Raw genomic sequence first — 12,854 nt, forward strand, 5'->3', positions numbered from 1 at the left:
GTTTATGGAACCAACGGTGGTAGAGGTTTTGACCTGGACCCAAAAGTACATGCCTTTCGGCGACAGTTATCTTGTCCCGGCGCTGGTGGCGGGCATTCCCCTCATCATTCTTTTCACCATGCTCGCCGTGATGCGCAAACCCGGCCACCAGGCCGCTTTTGTGGCCACCACCGCGGCTGTGCTTTTGTCCATTTTCGTTTGGGGCATGCCCGCGAAGCTGGCCCTCTCGGCCACGGCCTTCGGCGCGGCCTACGGCTTGTTCCCCATTGTCTGGATCGTCATCACGGCGATCTGGATTTACAACATGACCGTTGAGTCCGGCGAGTTCGAGATCATCAAAAACTCGCTGGCCAGCATTACGGAAGACCGCCGCCTGCAGGCCATCTTCATCGCCTTCGCCTTCGGCTCCTTCATCGAAGGCACCGCGGGCTTCGGCACCCCGGTGGCCATCACCGCGGCCATGCTGGTGGGCCTTGGCTTCAACCCGCTGTACGCCGCGGGCATCTGCCTCATCGCCAACACCGCTCCCGTGGCCTTCGGCGCCATCGGCATCCCCATCGTCGTGGCCGCCCAGGTGACGGACATCGACGTCATGAAGATCAGCGCCATCTGCGGCCGCCAGCTGCCGTTCCTGTCCTGTATCGTGCCCCTGTGGCTTTCCGTCACTATGAGCGGCTGGAAGCGCTCCATGGAAGTGCTGCCCGCCATCATCGTGGCCGGCGTGTGCTTCGCCGGCACCCAGTTCGTCATGTCCAACTTCCACGGCCCCTACCTGCCGGACATCGCTTCCGCCATCGTGACCATCATCGGCCTGTTCCTGTTCCTCAAGGTCTGGAAGCCCAAGAACGTGTGGCACTTCCCCGACGAGCCGGCCAGCGCCTGCACCGTCACCAAGTGCGACTACTCCGCCGGCCAGGTCATCCGCGCCTGGGGTCCCTACATCATCCTGGCCTTCATGGTTCTCTTGTGGGGCCTGGAGCCGGTCAAGAAGGTGCTCGACACCATCACCCCGTTCAAGTTCGACTGGCCGGCGCTGCATAAGCTGGTCATCAAGACCGCTCCCGTCGTTGCCAAGGACACCCCGTACGCGGCCGTGTTCAAGGTCAACCTGCTCTCCGCCGGCGGCACGGCCATCCTGTTCTCCGGCCTGCTGTCCGTGCTCATCATTCCCAAGTACGGCTTCGGCAAGGCCATCGCCTGCCTGTTCCGCACCATTCACCAGCTGCGTTACCCCATCGTGACCATCGCCATGATTCTGGGTCTCGCCATCATCATGAACTACTCCGGCATGAGCTCGACCCTGGGCCTGGCCTTTACGGCCACCGGCGCCTGGTTCCCGTTCTTCGCCCCCATCCTGGGCTGGCTCGGCGTGTTCCTGACGGGCTCCGACACCTCGGCCAACGCGCTGTTCGGCTCCCTGCAGAAGACCACCGCCCAGCAGATCGGCGTCGACCCCGCACTGTGCGTGGCCGCCAACTCCTCCGGCGGCGTCACCGGCAAGATGATCTCTCCGCAGAGCATCTCCGTGGCCACCGCGGCCTCGAACATGGTCGGCAAGGAAGGCGACATCTTCCGCTTCACCCTGAAGCACTCTGTCGCCATGGTGCTCTTCGTGAGCTGCCTCACCATGCTCCAGGCTTACCCCTTGAGCTGGATGCTGCCCTAGCGTTCTGACCGCAACCCGGGAGCCGGACCTTCATGGTCCGGCTCCTTTCAAATTTCCCGCCCCGGCTGCGATGCGCGCCAGATGGGCCGACGATTTTCATAGCGCCGGAACGCGCGGCAACCCGAGAAACTGGAGACGACGCCATGAGCGACCTCAAACGACTGGTGGAGCTGTTCACGGAAAAGGCCAAGCTCACCTCGGCCATTGTGACGCCGGTGAAGAGCCTGGATGAAGCGTTGGCCTACACTGTCGACGTGTGCGACAAGAAGGAAGCCTGTCAGATCCTCATGTCCGGGTGCGAGTCTGAGCTCTCCGCCCCGGCGGGAGCGCTGTGCGACAGCAAGCCCGGCAAGGTCGTCATGGCCCCGGGGCTTGAGCCCGCCGCCTTCGCCAAACTGAAGCAGCTCTGCGCGGACAGAAGCATCCACTGCCAGGAAGGCGGCATGCGCAAGCACCTGGGCGGCGTGGACATCGGCTTCACCATCGCCCAGGCGGGCGTGGCCGAAACAGGCACGCTGCTGCTCGACTCCAAAAGCGAAGAGCTGCGCCTGGCCACCATGCTCTGCGAGGTCCACGTGTGCGTGCTCAAGGTGAGCACCCTGCGCGAGACCAGCTACGACGTTGAGGAGATGGTGCGCGCCCTGTCGAAGGACGGACCGGCCTATGTGGCCTTTGTCACCGGCGCCTCGCGCACGGCGGATATCGAGCGCGTGCTGGCCATCGGCGTGCACGGGCCGCTTGAGATGCACATTCTGCTTCTGGAGGACTAGGCCATGCAGAACGCTCACAATATGAAAGAATACAAGGGCGAGCTTTCCGGCGCGCTGCACAATGACTTTCTGCGCGAGGCCATGGACAAGTTCGCCGTGGCGTACCGCACCGCGCGCTCCAACGCCTTTGCCGGCATGGACGTGGACGGCCTGATCCAGGAAATCGCCAAGGGCAAGGACGAGGCCATGGCGCACATGGACGAGCTGCTCGCCCAGTTCACCAAGAACGCCGAGGCCCTGGGCGTCACCGTGCACGTGGCCAAAACCGCGCAGGAGGCCAACGAGATCATCGCCTCCATCGCGCAGAAGGCGAACGTCAAGCGCATCGTCAAATCCAAGTCCATGACGGCCGAGGAGACCCACCTGAACCACCACTTGGAGGCCCAAGGCCTGGAGGTGACGGAGACGGACCTGGGCGAGTGGATCATCCAGCTGCGGCACGAGGGCCCGACCCACATGGTCATGCCCGCCATCCACCTTTCGCGCTACCAGGTGGCCGATCTGTTCAGCGACGTCACCGGCGCCAAGCAGGAAGTGGACATCCAGAAGCTGGTCAAGGTGGCCCGCCGCGAGTTGCGGCGCAAATATGTCGAGGCCGACATGGGCATCTCCGGCGGCAACTTCGCCATCGCCGAAACCGGCACCATCGCCCTGTGCACCAACGAGGGCAACGCCCGGCTGGTGACGACCCTGCCGCGCGTGCACGTGGCCCTCGTCGGCCTGGACAAGCTCACCGCCAACATCAACGACGCCCTGCGCGTCATCCGCGCCCTGCCCAGAAACGCCACGGGCCAGGCGATCACCTCTTACGTTTCCTGGATCACCGGCCCGGGCGAGTGCCAGAGCAGCGCCAACGGCAAGAAGGAAATGCACGTGGTGTTTCTGGACAACGGCCGCCGCAAAATGGCCAAGGATCCGCTGTTCTCCCAGGTGCTGCGCTGCGTGCGCTGCGGCGCCTGCGCCAACGTGTGCCCGGTGTACCGCCTGGTCGGCGGCCACCAGCTGGGCCACGTCTACATCGGCGCCATCGGCCTCATTCTGACCTACTTTTATCACGGCCGCGAGAAGGCCAAGAACCTGGTGCAGAACTGCATCAACTGCGGCGCGTGCAAGGCCGTGTGCGCGGGCGGCATCGACCTGCCCCGGCTCATCAAAGAGGTCCATGCCCGCATTCAGGACGAAGAAGGCCACCCGCTGCAAAGCCAGGTGCTGGCCCAGGTGCTCAAGAGCCGCAAGCTGTTCCACGCGCTCTTGCGCTCGGCCAAGGCCGTGCAGCGGCCCATTACCGGCGGCACGCCGTTCTTGCGCCACCTGCCCATGATCTTCGCCAAGGGACAGGACTTCCGCGCGCTGCCCGCCATTGCCGAGTCGCCCTTCCGCGACCGCTTTGCGGCGCTGAAGCCCAAGGTCGCGAACCCGAAGCTCCGCGTGGCGCTGTTCAGCGGCTGCGTGCAGGACTTCGTCTACCCGGAGCAGGCCGAGGCCGCGGTGAAGATTCTGGGCAAGTACAACGTGGACGTCAGCTTCCCCATGGACCAGTCGTGCTGCGGCCTGCCCGTGCAGATGATGGGCGAGCGCGAGTCCAGCAAGAGCGTGGCCGCCCAGAACGTCAACGCCTTCGACCCGGCCTCCTGCGACTACATCCTGACCCTGTGCGCCTCCTGCGCCTCGCACCTGAAGCACGGCTACCCGGAGATCCTGGCGGGCGACCCGGCCATGAAGGCCAAGGCGCAGCAGTTCGCGGACAAGGTCATCGACTTCAGCTCCTTCGTGCACGACGTGCTCAAGGTGACGCCCGAAAGCTTCACCAAGGACGGCAAGAAGACCACCTACCACGCGCCCTGCCACCTGTGCCGCGGACTTGGCGTCACCAAGGCCCCGCGCGAGCTCATGACCACCGGCGGGCTTGATTACATACCGTGCGAGGAAGAGGATGTGTGCTGCGGCTTCGGCGGTACGTATTCCATGAAATTCCCCGAGCTTTCGGCCGAGTTGCTGAAGAAAAAGCTTGCGAACGCGGAGAAGACCGGGGCAGAATTGTTGCTCACGGACTGTCCGGGCTGCATCATGCAGCTGCGCGGCGGGCTTGAGGCCAAGGGCAGCACCATGCAGGTGCGCCACGTGGCCGAGGCTCTGGCCGAACGGCTGAAGTAGCCGAAGCCCAGGAAATCAGGAGGTTGGCGGCATGAAAGAAGTGCGCAAACGCGCTCGTGAGCTCATGGAGGGGTACTGCAAGGTCTGCCCCGTCTGTAACGGCAAGGCCTGCGCGGGCGAGGTGCCCGGCATGGGCGGCCTGGGCACCGGCTCCTCGTTTATGAACAACGTCGCGGCCCTGTCCGCGCTGCGCTTCAATATGCGCCTGCTGCACGGGGCGGAACAGCCCGACACCGCGACCACGGTGCTGGGCCTCAAGCTGGCCATGCCGGTTCTGGCCGCGCCCATCGGCGGGGTCAGCTTCAACATGGGCGGCAAGATAACCGAGCAGGAATACGTGGACGCCGTGCTGGGCGGCTGCGTGGACAAGGGCGTCGTGGGCTGCGTCGGCGACGGCGTGCCCCCGTTCATCCACGAGGCCGGCTTCAGCACCATCAAGGCCCTTGGCGGCGCCGGCGTTCCCTTCATCAAACCCTGGGAAGACAAGGAACTGTTCGAAAAGCTCGACAAGGCCGTGGCCACCGGCGCAACCGTCGTCGGCATGGACATCGACGCCGCGGGCCTGGTGACCTTGCGCCTCATGGGCCGCCCCGTGGGGCCCAAGCCCATTGAGAAATTCAAGGACATCATCGCCCACGTGCCCGCCAAGTTCGTCATCAAGGGCATCATGACCCCGGACGACGCCAAGCGCGCCGTGGACGCCGGCGCCGCGGGCATTGTGGTCTCGAACCACGGCGGCCGCGTGCTGGACCACACGCCCGGCACGGCCGAGGTTGTCGCCGGCATCGCCCGGGCGGTGAAGGGGCAGCTCGCCATTCTGGCCGACGGCGGCGTGCGCTCCGGCGGCGACGTGCTCAAGATGTTGGCCCTTGGCGCGGACGCGGTGCTCATCGGCCGTCCCGTGTCCATCGCCGCCATCGGCGGCCAGCGTGAGGGCGTGGCCAAGTATCTGGACCAGGTGAAAAGCGAGCTCGTGCAGGCCATGATTCTGACCGGTTGCGCCAGCGTGGCTGACGTGGACGGCCGGGTGTTGTTCCAAAGCGCATAAGGGGGAGAGATGCCGCGACCCGAATCCGCCTGGGGGGCCAAGGCCCCTGTTGTCAGCTGCGTTTCGGTGTGCCTTCTTGCTCTCATCGTGCCCTCCGGAGCCGCCTGGCTCCTTTCCTCCTCGCCATTCCAAATAGGGCTGCCGCAAATCGCGGCGGCCCTTTTGCTTGGCGCGCTGGCTTTTGTCCTCGCCAGCGTCCAGCAGCGCCGCGCCCATGACGCGGTTCTGGCCGCCCTTGCCGCTCTGCCGACCAACAAGGACAGCGCGGGCAAGGAATCAAATGGCGATCCTCTGGCGCTGCTTGAGACCGCTGCGGCCGCAGCGGCAAAGGAGCTCAAGCACCAGACCGGCCTGGCCCAGGGCATTCTGGCCGGGCTGCCGGTGCCGTTTCTGCTGGTGGACGAAAAGGAGCGCGCCGTCTTCTCCAATCGGGAATGCCTGGACATGCTTGAGCTGGGCGGCCGTCCCGAGGATTACTACGGCAAGACCCTGGCCGAGATCTTCTACAACGACCCGGGCCGCAAGACCGCCGTGGGCAAAAGCATCAACGGCGGCGAGGTGTTCCGCAACCTTGAGGTGGACATCAAGGGCCACAAGGGCGGCGTGCGGCACGTGCTGGCCAACGTTTTTCCCATCTACGACAGCGACAAGCGCTGCCTGGGCGGGCTGTGCCTGTACCTGGACATGACGACGCTCAAGCAGAAGGAGCAGGTCATCGTCCAGAAGAACGACACCATCGGCGCCACCGCGGCGCAGGCCAACGCCCTGTGCGGCCGCCTGCGCGAAGCCTCGGTGCGTCTTTCCGCAAGCATCGGGCAGACCAGCCGCGGCAGCGATGCCCAGAAGGTGCGCGTGGGCGAAATCGGCGTGTCCATGACGCAGATGAGCGCGGCCGTGGTCGACGTGGCGCAGAACGCCTCCAGGGCGGCCCAGGGCACGGACGAGGCCCGGCAGCGTGCCGACGAGGGCGCCCATGTGGTGGGCGAGGTCATCCGCGCCATCAAGAGCGTGGCCGAGCGCAGCCAGACCATGCAGGAGCGCCTGAACGACCTGGGCGGGCAGGTGGCGGGCATCAGCCAGATTCTTGGCGTCATCAACGACATCGCCGACCAGACCAACCTGCTTGCGCTCAACGCCGCCATAGAGGCGGCCCGCGCGGGCGACGCCGGGCGCGGCTTTGCCGTGGTGGCCGACGAAGTGCGCAAGCTGGCGGAAAAGACCATGCAGGCCACGCAGCAGGTGGCCACCGCGACCAACTCCGTGCAGGAGGGCGCGCGCCGCGCCGCCGAGGGCATGGCCGGGGCGACCGAGGCGGTGGAGCAGAGCACCGGCCTGGCGGACAGCGCCGGCCGCACCCTGCGGAACATACAGGAAATTTCGCAAGGCGCCGCGGACCAGGTGCGCACCATCGCCACGGCATCGGAAGAGCAGTCCGCCTCGGCGGAGGAGATCACCCGGTCCGTGGACCAGGTGCGCGCCGTCACCGAGCAGACGGCCCAGGACATGGCCGCGGCCACCCAGGCCGTGGAGGACCTGGCCCGGCTTGCGGACGAGCTGACGGACATAATCGCCAAAATGCGGGCCTGCTGAGGCCCCCCAAACCCAGGCAAGGAGCGGATTCATGATCAAGCACATCGTCATGTGGACTTTGAAGGACAGCGCACAGGGCGCGGACAAGGCCGCCAACGCGCGCAAGATGAAGGAGCTTCTGGAAGCGCTGCCCGGCCGCATTTCCTGTCTGCGCTCCCTTGAAGTGGGCATCGACGTTTTCGCCGCCAGTCCTGCCTGCGACGTTGTCCTGTATTCCGTCTTCGACACCCGCTCGGACCTGGACGCCTATCAGGTGCACCCGGAGCATCTGAAGGTCGTGGAGTTTGTGAAGCAGGTGGTTGCCGCGCGCAGCGTGCTTGACTACGAAGTCTAGCCGTCAATACATCTAATCCACAAAAGGCCAGTATTACTGGCCTTTTCTTTTTCTTGCAAAGGCTCGCCCTGGCACGTAGTACTACATTTACGTATATCGAATAAATCCATTGACGTATCAGCAAATTCATTGCGAGGAGCGTATGAGCCAAGACAAGCCGGCGTGCCAGGTTCCGGGCATTCAGGATCTTCTTTCACAGATTGGTTTGGGCGTCGCGGACCTGCCGGAGGGCCGCATTGACGGCGATCAGGCCTATGCCGAGGCCCTGTACCTGCTCACGCGCATGCGCTTCGGCGTCGAGGAGTCCCTGTGCTTCTGGGACGAGATTCTGCGCCATCACCAGGGGCTGAACCTGATTCTCGGGCGCGACGTGGGCATCCGCGTGGCCGTGTGCGACTACTTCATGAACCTGCACCCCAAGATGCGCGATCCGGTCATTGTGGAAGTGCAGGTGCTGCTGCAAAAAGAAAAGGGCGCGCTGGTGGACGAGCTGACCGGGCTTTACAACCGCCGCTACTTCAACGACGCCATAGGACGCGAGGTGGAGCGCTTCAAGCGTTTCGGCCAGCGCTTTTCCCTCATCATGCTCGATGTGGACCACTTCAAGCGCTTCAACGACACCTATGGCCATCTGGCGGGCGACGATGCGCTGAAGGCCGTGGCCAGCGCCCTGCGCGATGCCGCGCGCACCTTCGACCACGTGGTGCGTTACGGCGGCGAGGAGTTCGCGCTCATTCTGCCCCACACGGACAGCGCGCAAGCCATCGCCGCGGCAGAGCGCATGCGCTGCGCCGTCAACGCGCAGCCCATCAAGGTCGGCGCCGAGGAAGTGCACATCAGCGCCAGCCTGGGCGCGGCCACCTTCCCGGAGGACGCCATCAACGCCCGCGATCTGGTGAGCCGCGCCGACGAGGCCCTGTACGAGGCCAAGCGCACCCGCAACACCTCCTGCTCCTTCTCGGAGCGCAACCGCCGCTTCCCGCGTTCGCCCATCAATCTGGTGGTGCAGTTCACCGGCAACGACAGCGCCGCGGCCTTCAAGCCCGTCACGGTCACAGCCATGAACGTCAGCTTCGGCGGCATGCTCTGCCTGTCCACCGTGCCCATGCTGCCCGGCACCCAGGTGGATGTTGCGCTTGATGTGGAGGCGCCGAGCACGCGGGGCCTGCATGTTGCGGCGCGCGTGGTGCGCCTGGAGCGCGAAAGCGAGGCGGGCAGCTATCAGGTGGCGCTCTCCTTCGACCTGGGCACCCAGGAGCAGCGCCGCGACCTGGTGCGGCTGGTGGAAATGCACCACGGCGAGGGCCAGTAGCGCCCCGCCCGCGCGAAAAAGCCTTGGCCCCGGACGGGCTCTGGGGTATGCGTGCATCATCCGGAGGCGTTCCCGCCCGCCGGACACTTCATCTTTCAGGAGCAGCACATGACCAAAGACGACGTTACCGGCCTGAAGCACCTGGGCTCCGGCAAGACCAGCTACGCCTTCGAGGAACCCTCCGCGGCCATCCTTGAGGCCTTTCCCAACAAGTACCCGAACCGCGACTACGAGATCCGCTTCGAGCATCCGGAGTTCACCAGCCTGTGCCCCAAGACCGGCCAGCCCGATTTCGCCACCATCGAAATCACCTACATTCCGGACCTGCTCTGCATCGAGACCAAGTCGCTCAAGCTGTACTTCACGGCCTACCGCAACCATGGCTCGTTCATGGAGACCATCACCAACCAGATTCTGGACGACTTGGTCAGCGTGTGCCAGCCCCGCATGATGCAGGTGGTGGCGCAGTTCAACCCGCGCGGCGGCACCAGCCTCACCGTCACGGCCGAATTTTTCAAGGACGACGACTCCGCGCCCATCGAGACGCGCTTTTAGAGAAAGAGAGCGCCGCGGGCGGGCACGACTCCGCCACGCGGCGGCTTGGGAATCGCGGGGGAGGATTCCCCCTCCACGACTCTCCACGCGACTCCACGGGCCGGCGCGGCCCCCAGCAAAGAAAAGGCCCCGGCGCGCTTGCGTCCAGGGCCTTTTTGCTTGCAAGGGCGGGCTTGTCTTGCCCGGTTAGGCCTTGAGCCCCTGGCCGAAATCGCGGCCAAAGGCGCGGCACTGCTCCAGGGCGTCGCCATCCGGGTTCCACATGGCGCGGATGCCCTCACCGGCCACCTCGAACCCGCATTCCTTTAGCTGCGCGGTGAGCATCTTCACGGATTCGCCGCTCCAGCCATAGGCCCCGAAGGCCGCGCCCTTCTTGTTCTTGAACCCAAGGCCGCGCACCATCTCCAGCAAGCCACCCAGAGAGGACAGATACCCCCGGTTGATGGTGGGCGAGCCGACCAGCAGCGCCTTGCTGCGGAATATCTCGGTGACGATGTCGTTCTTGTCGGCCTTGCCCGCGTTGAACAGCTTCACGGTGAGCGTGGGGTCGGCCTGGTTCAGGCCTTCGGCGATGGCCTCGGCCATGCGCCGGGTGCCGTTCCACATGGTGTCGTAAGCGATGGTGGCCTGGTGCTCCTGGTAGTTGTCCGCCCACTCCAGGTACTTCGACACGATCTGCATGGGGTTGTCGCGCCAGATGGTGCCGTGGCTGGGGCAGATGAGCTTGAGCGGCAGGCCGAGCCCCGCGAACTCCTCGATCTTGCGCTTCACCAGCGCGCTGAAGGGGGTGAGGATGTTGGCGTAGTACTTGATGCACTCCTGCACGAGGGAGCACTGGTCGGCGAGGTCGTTGTACATGCCCTCCGTGGCCAAATGGTGGCCGAAGGCGTCGTTGCTGAACAGGATCTCCTCGCCGGTCAGATAGCAGAACATGGTGTCCGGCCAGTGCAGCATGGGCGCTTCGATGAAGATGAGCTCCCGCTTGCCGAGGCTCAGGCGCTGGCCGGTTTTGACCACCTGGAAGTTCCAGTCCTGATGGTAGTGTCCCTTGAGGGATTTGACGCCGTTGGCCGTGCAGTACACGGGCACATCTGGTATGCGGCGCAGAAGCTCCGGCAGGCCGCCGCTGTGGTCGCTCTCCGCATGGTTGGCGATGACGTAGTCGATCTTCGAGAGGTCGACCTCTGCCGCAAGCTGTTCGATGAACTCTGCGGCAAAGGGCGCCCAAACGGTCTCGATGAGCGCGGTCTTCTCGTCGCGCACCAGATAGGCGTTGTAGGTGGAGCCCTTGTGCGTGGAGTATTCCTCGCCGTGGAAGCGGCGCAGCTCCCAGTCCTTCTTGCCGACCCAGGTGACGCAATCGGTGATTTTGAAGCTCATCGGATCCCCCTTATATTCTTGATGCCGGACGCGGCATCCGGTTTCGAGACATAGCCCATCTTATGCATCAGACCCAGCGGGCTGTACAGCGCCCAAGGGCTTGCCAGGCCTGCTTTGCGTATTATCTTCTTGTCCTTGCCCACATCCAGCCTGGAGGCCAGCCGCATGTCCGCCACATTGCCTGCACTTTTCGTTTCGCACGGCGCGCCCACGCTCGTCATGGACCCGGTGCCCACGCGGGACTTCCTGCTTGGCCTGGGCAAAAGCCTGCCCCGGCCCAAGGCCATTTTGGCCGTGTCCGCCCACTGGGACACCAGCGCCCCGCGCCTGACCAGCGGCCCGGCCCCGCACACCATGTACGATTTCTACGGCTTCCCCGAGGATCTGTACGCCATGACCTACCCCGCGCCCGGTTCGGCCGAACTGGCGGGACGCGCGGCAGAGCTGCTGGAGCTGGCCGGCCTGTCCGCGGAACCGGACGCCGCGCGGGGTTTCGACCACGGCGCCTGGGTGCCGCTCAAGCTCATGTATCCGGAGGCCGACATCCCCCTTGTGCAGCTCTCCATCCAGACCCGGCGCTCCCCGGCGCAGCACTTGGCGATGGGCCGGGCCCTGGCTCCCCTGCGGGAGGAAGGCGTGCTCATCATCGCCAGCGGCAACGCCACCCATAACCTGCGCGATGTGTTCAACCACGACATATTCGCCCCGCCCGTGCCCTACGCCAGGCAATTCGCCGACTGGCTGACCAGACACGTGGAGGCGGGCGAAACGGAGCCGCTTCTGGACTATCTGGCCCAGGGACCGGACGCCAGGCACAACCACCCCACGGCCGACCACTACCTGCCGCTGCTGGTGGCCCTGGGCGTGGGAACCGCAGAGGGCGACGCCAAGGGCCGCATCCTGCACGACGGCTACACCTACGGCGTGCTCTCCATGGCCGCGTACGCATGGGGCTGAAGCCATGTTGACGGCCAGCACCCGAAACCGTAGCATCGCGCCATGAAACGCATCTATGAACTGAGCGTGCGCGCGGAATTCTGCGCCGCGCATAGGCTGAACGGCTATCCCGGCAACTGCAAGAACACCCACGGCCACAACTGGGGCGTCACGGCCTATGTGCTCTGCCAGGAGCTGGACGAGCTCGGCATGGGGCTCGACTTCCGCGAGATCAAGGCCCTGGTGCGCGAGGCCCTCTCCACCCTGGACCACGCCTGCCTGAACGACCTCGCCCCCTTTGCGAAGCAGAACCCCACGGCGGAGAACATCGCCCGGCTTCTGTTCGAGGACCTTGGCCAGCGCCTTGCCGCGCGCGTTCCCGGCGGCCGCGCCAAGGTTTCCCGCGTCCGCATCGCGGAGACGCCCGGCGCGGAGGTCACCTACTGGGAGGAGCCTTGAGCCTCCAAGTCTGCGAGATCTTCAAGAGCCTGCAGGGCGAGTCGAGCTTTGCCGGCCGGCCCTGCGTCTTTGTGCGCCTGACGGGCTGCAACCTGCGCTGCCGCTACTGCGACACCATCTATGCCTACGCTGGGGGCGAGAGCCTCTCCATGCGCCAGGTGCTCGAGCGCATCGAAACCCTTGGCGAAGCGCAGCCCGACATCCTCATCGAGTTCACCGGCGGCGAACCGCTGCTGCAAGAGTCCGCCGTGGAACTCATGAACGCCCTGGCGCGCTCCGGCCGCGGCGTTCTGGTGGAAACCAACGGCAGCCGCGACATCAGCGTGCTGGCCCGGGAGGTCGCGGCCATTGTGGACATGAAGGGGCCTTCCAGCGGCGAGTCCGAAAAAATGGACCTCACCAATCTGGAGCGCCTGCGCGAGCGCGACGAACTCAAGTTCGTCATCGGCGACCGGGCCGATTACGCGCACATGCTCTCCCTTCTGTCCCGCGTCGACCCGCGCCGCAACACGGTGAACGCCTCGCCGCTGTTCGGCGCCCTGGCCCCGGCCGAGCTTGCCGCCTGGATTCTGGCCGACGGCCTCAACGTGCGCCTCAATCTACAGCAGCACAAATACATCTGGCCGCCGGAAGCGCGCGGCGTTTAGGAG

Annotated in this window: 12 protein-coding genes; 11 read left to right on the forward strand and 1 reads right to left on the reverse strand. The window is 65.2% G+C overall.

Going from position 1 to position 12,854, the window contains the following annotated elements:
* The first annotated feature begins 28 nt into the window (after window positions 1-28).
* The 8 genes from ACYQ4W_RS03290 to queF all read left to right on the forward strand — a co-directional run bounded on the left by ACYQ4W_RS03290 (window position 29) and on the right by queF (window position 9,429).
* Entirely contained in the window at window positions 29-1,666 is a 1,638-nt protein-coding gene (locus tag ACYQ4W_RS03290) for an L-lactate permease (protein WP_459854449.1), read from the forward strand.
* 143 nt (window positions 1,667-1,809) lie between these two features.
* Window positions 1,810-2,436 (forward strand): LutC/YkgG family protein, encoded by a 627-nt coding sequence (locus tag ACYQ4W_RS03295; protein ID WP_459852765.1) that lies wholly within the window; start codon window positions 1,810-1,812, stop codon window positions 2,434-2,436.
* Between the two features lie 3 nt (window positions 2,437-2,439).
* On the forward strand, window positions 2,440-4,590 hold the full coding sequence (ldhH, locus tag ACYQ4W_RS03300) for an L-lactate dehydrogenase (quinone) large subunit LdhH (RefSeq protein WP_459852768.1): 2,151 nt from the start codon (window positions 2,440-2,442) through the stop codon (window positions 4,588-4,590).
* Window positions 4,591-4,621: 31 nt separating this feature from the next.
* On the forward strand, window positions 4,622-5,638 hold the full coding sequence (locus ACYQ4W_RS03305; RefSeq protein WP_459852770.1) for an alpha-hydroxy-acid oxidizing protein: 1,017 nt from the start codon (window positions 4,622-4,624) through the stop codon (window positions 5,636-5,638).
* A 9-nt stretch (window positions 5,639-5,647) separates the two neighbouring features.
* A complete protein-coding gene (locus ACYQ4W_RS03310) occupies window positions 5,648-7,228 on the forward strand; it encodes a methyl-accepting chemotaxis protein (RefSeq protein WP_459852772.1) in 1,581 nt (526 codons plus the stop codon).
* 31 nt (window positions 7,229-7,259) lie between these two features.
* Window positions 7,260-7,562, forward strand: a complete 303-nt coding sequence (locus ACYQ4W_RS03315; protein ID WP_459852776.1) for a Dabb family protein — start codon at window positions 7,260-7,262, stop codon at window positions 7,560-7,562.
* A 142-nt stretch (window positions 7,563-7,704) separates the two neighbouring features.
* Window positions 7,705-8,874 carry a diguanylate cyclase gene (locus tag ACYQ4W_RS03320; protein ID WP_459852779.1) on the forward strand — a complete coding sequence of 390 codons (1,170 nt, stop codon included), beginning with the start codon at window positions 7,705-7,707 and terminating at the stop codon, window positions 8,872-8,874.
* A gap of 108 nt (window positions 8,875-8,982) precedes the next feature.
* Complete coding sequence (gene queF, locus ACYQ4W_RS03325; RefSeq protein ID WP_459852782.1) at window positions 8,983-9,429, forward strand: preQ(1) synthase; 447 nt, start codon at window positions 8,983-8,985, stop codon at window positions 9,427-9,429.
* Window positions 9,430-9,615: 186 nt separating this feature from the next.
* On the opposite strand, the gene ACYQ4W_RS03330 is transcribed toward queF, so the two are convergent.
* Window positions 9,616-10,809 (reverse strand): anaerobic nitric oxide reductase flavorubredoxin, encoded by a 1,194-nt coding sequence (locus ACYQ4W_RS03330; protein ID WP_459852785.1) that lies wholly within the window; start codon window positions 10,807-10,809, stop codon window positions 9,616-9,618.
* Window positions 10,810-10,974: 165 nt separating this feature from the next.
* Between ACYQ4W_RS03330 and ACYQ4W_RS03335 the strand changes: the two genes are divergently transcribed.
* The 3 genes from ACYQ4W_RS03335 to ACYQ4W_RS03345 are packed head-to-tail and all read left to right on the forward strand — an operon-like array spanning window position 10,975 to window position 12,851.
* On the forward strand, window positions 10,975-11,766 hold the full coding sequence (locus tag ACYQ4W_RS03335; RefSeq protein ID WP_459852787.1) for a DODA-type extradiol aromatic ring-opening family dioxygenase: 792 nt from the start codon (window positions 10,975-10,977) through the stop codon (window positions 11,764-11,766).
* A gap of 42 nt (window positions 11,767-11,808) precedes the next feature.
* Window positions 11,809-12,204 carry a 6-carboxytetrahydropterin synthase QueD gene (gene queD, locus ACYQ4W_RS03340; protein WP_459852789.1) on the forward strand — a complete coding sequence of 132 codons (396 nt, stop codon included), beginning with the start codon at window positions 11,809-11,811 and terminating at the stop codon, window positions 12,202-12,204.
* Window positions 12,201-12,851 carry a radical SAM protein gene (locus ACYQ4W_RS03345; RefSeq protein ID WP_459852792.1) on the forward strand — a complete coding sequence of 217 codons (651 nt, stop codon included), beginning with the start codon at window positions 12,201-12,203 and terminating at the stop codon, window positions 12,849-12,851. Before queD ends, ACYQ4W_RS03345 begins: the two co-directional genes overlap by 4 nt.
* Window positions 12,852-12,854 lie beyond the last annotated feature (3 nt).

This window comes from Humidesulfovibrio idahonensis (assembly GCF_054657715.1).

Coding starts and splice junctions, on each gene's coding strand:
- ACYQ4W_RS03295 (WP_459852765.1), top strand. CDS start 1,810: ATGAGCGACCTCAAACGACTGGTGGAGCTGTTCACGGAAAAGGCCAAG.
- ldhH (WP_459852768.1), top strand. CDS start 2,440: ATGCAGAACGCTCACAATATGAAAGAATACAAGGGCGAGCTTTCCGGC.
- ACYQ4W_RS03305 (WP_459852770.1), top strand. CDS start 4,622: ATGAAAGAAGTGCGCAAACGCGCTCGTGAGCTCATGGAGGGGTACTGC.
- ACYQ4W_RS03310 (WP_459852772.1), top strand. CDS start 5,648: ATGCCGCGACCCGAATCCGCCTGGGGGGCCAAGGCCCCTGTTGTCAGC.
- ACYQ4W_RS03315 (WP_459852776.1), top strand. CDS start 7,260: ATGATCAAGCACATCGTCATGTGGACTTTGAAGGACAGCGCACAGGGC.
- ACYQ4W_RS03320 (WP_459852779.1), top strand. CDS start 7,705: ATGAGCCAAGACAAGCCGGCGTGCCAGGTTCCGGGCATTCAGGATCTT.
- queF (WP_459852782.1), top strand. CDS start 8,983: ATGACCAAAGACGACGTTACCGGCCTGAAGCACCTGGGCTCCGGCAAG.
- ACYQ4W_RS03330 (WP_459852785.1), bottom strand. CDS start 10,809: ATGAGCTTCAAAATCACCGATTGCGTCACCTGGGTCGGCAAGAAGGAC.
- ACYQ4W_RS03335 (WP_459852787.1), top strand. CDS start 10,975: ATGTCCGCCACATTGCCTGCACTTTTCGTTTCGCACGGCGCGCCCACG.
- queD (WP_459852789.1), top strand. CDS start 11,809: ATGAAACGCATCTATGAACTGAGCGTGCGCGCGGAATTCTGCGCCGCG.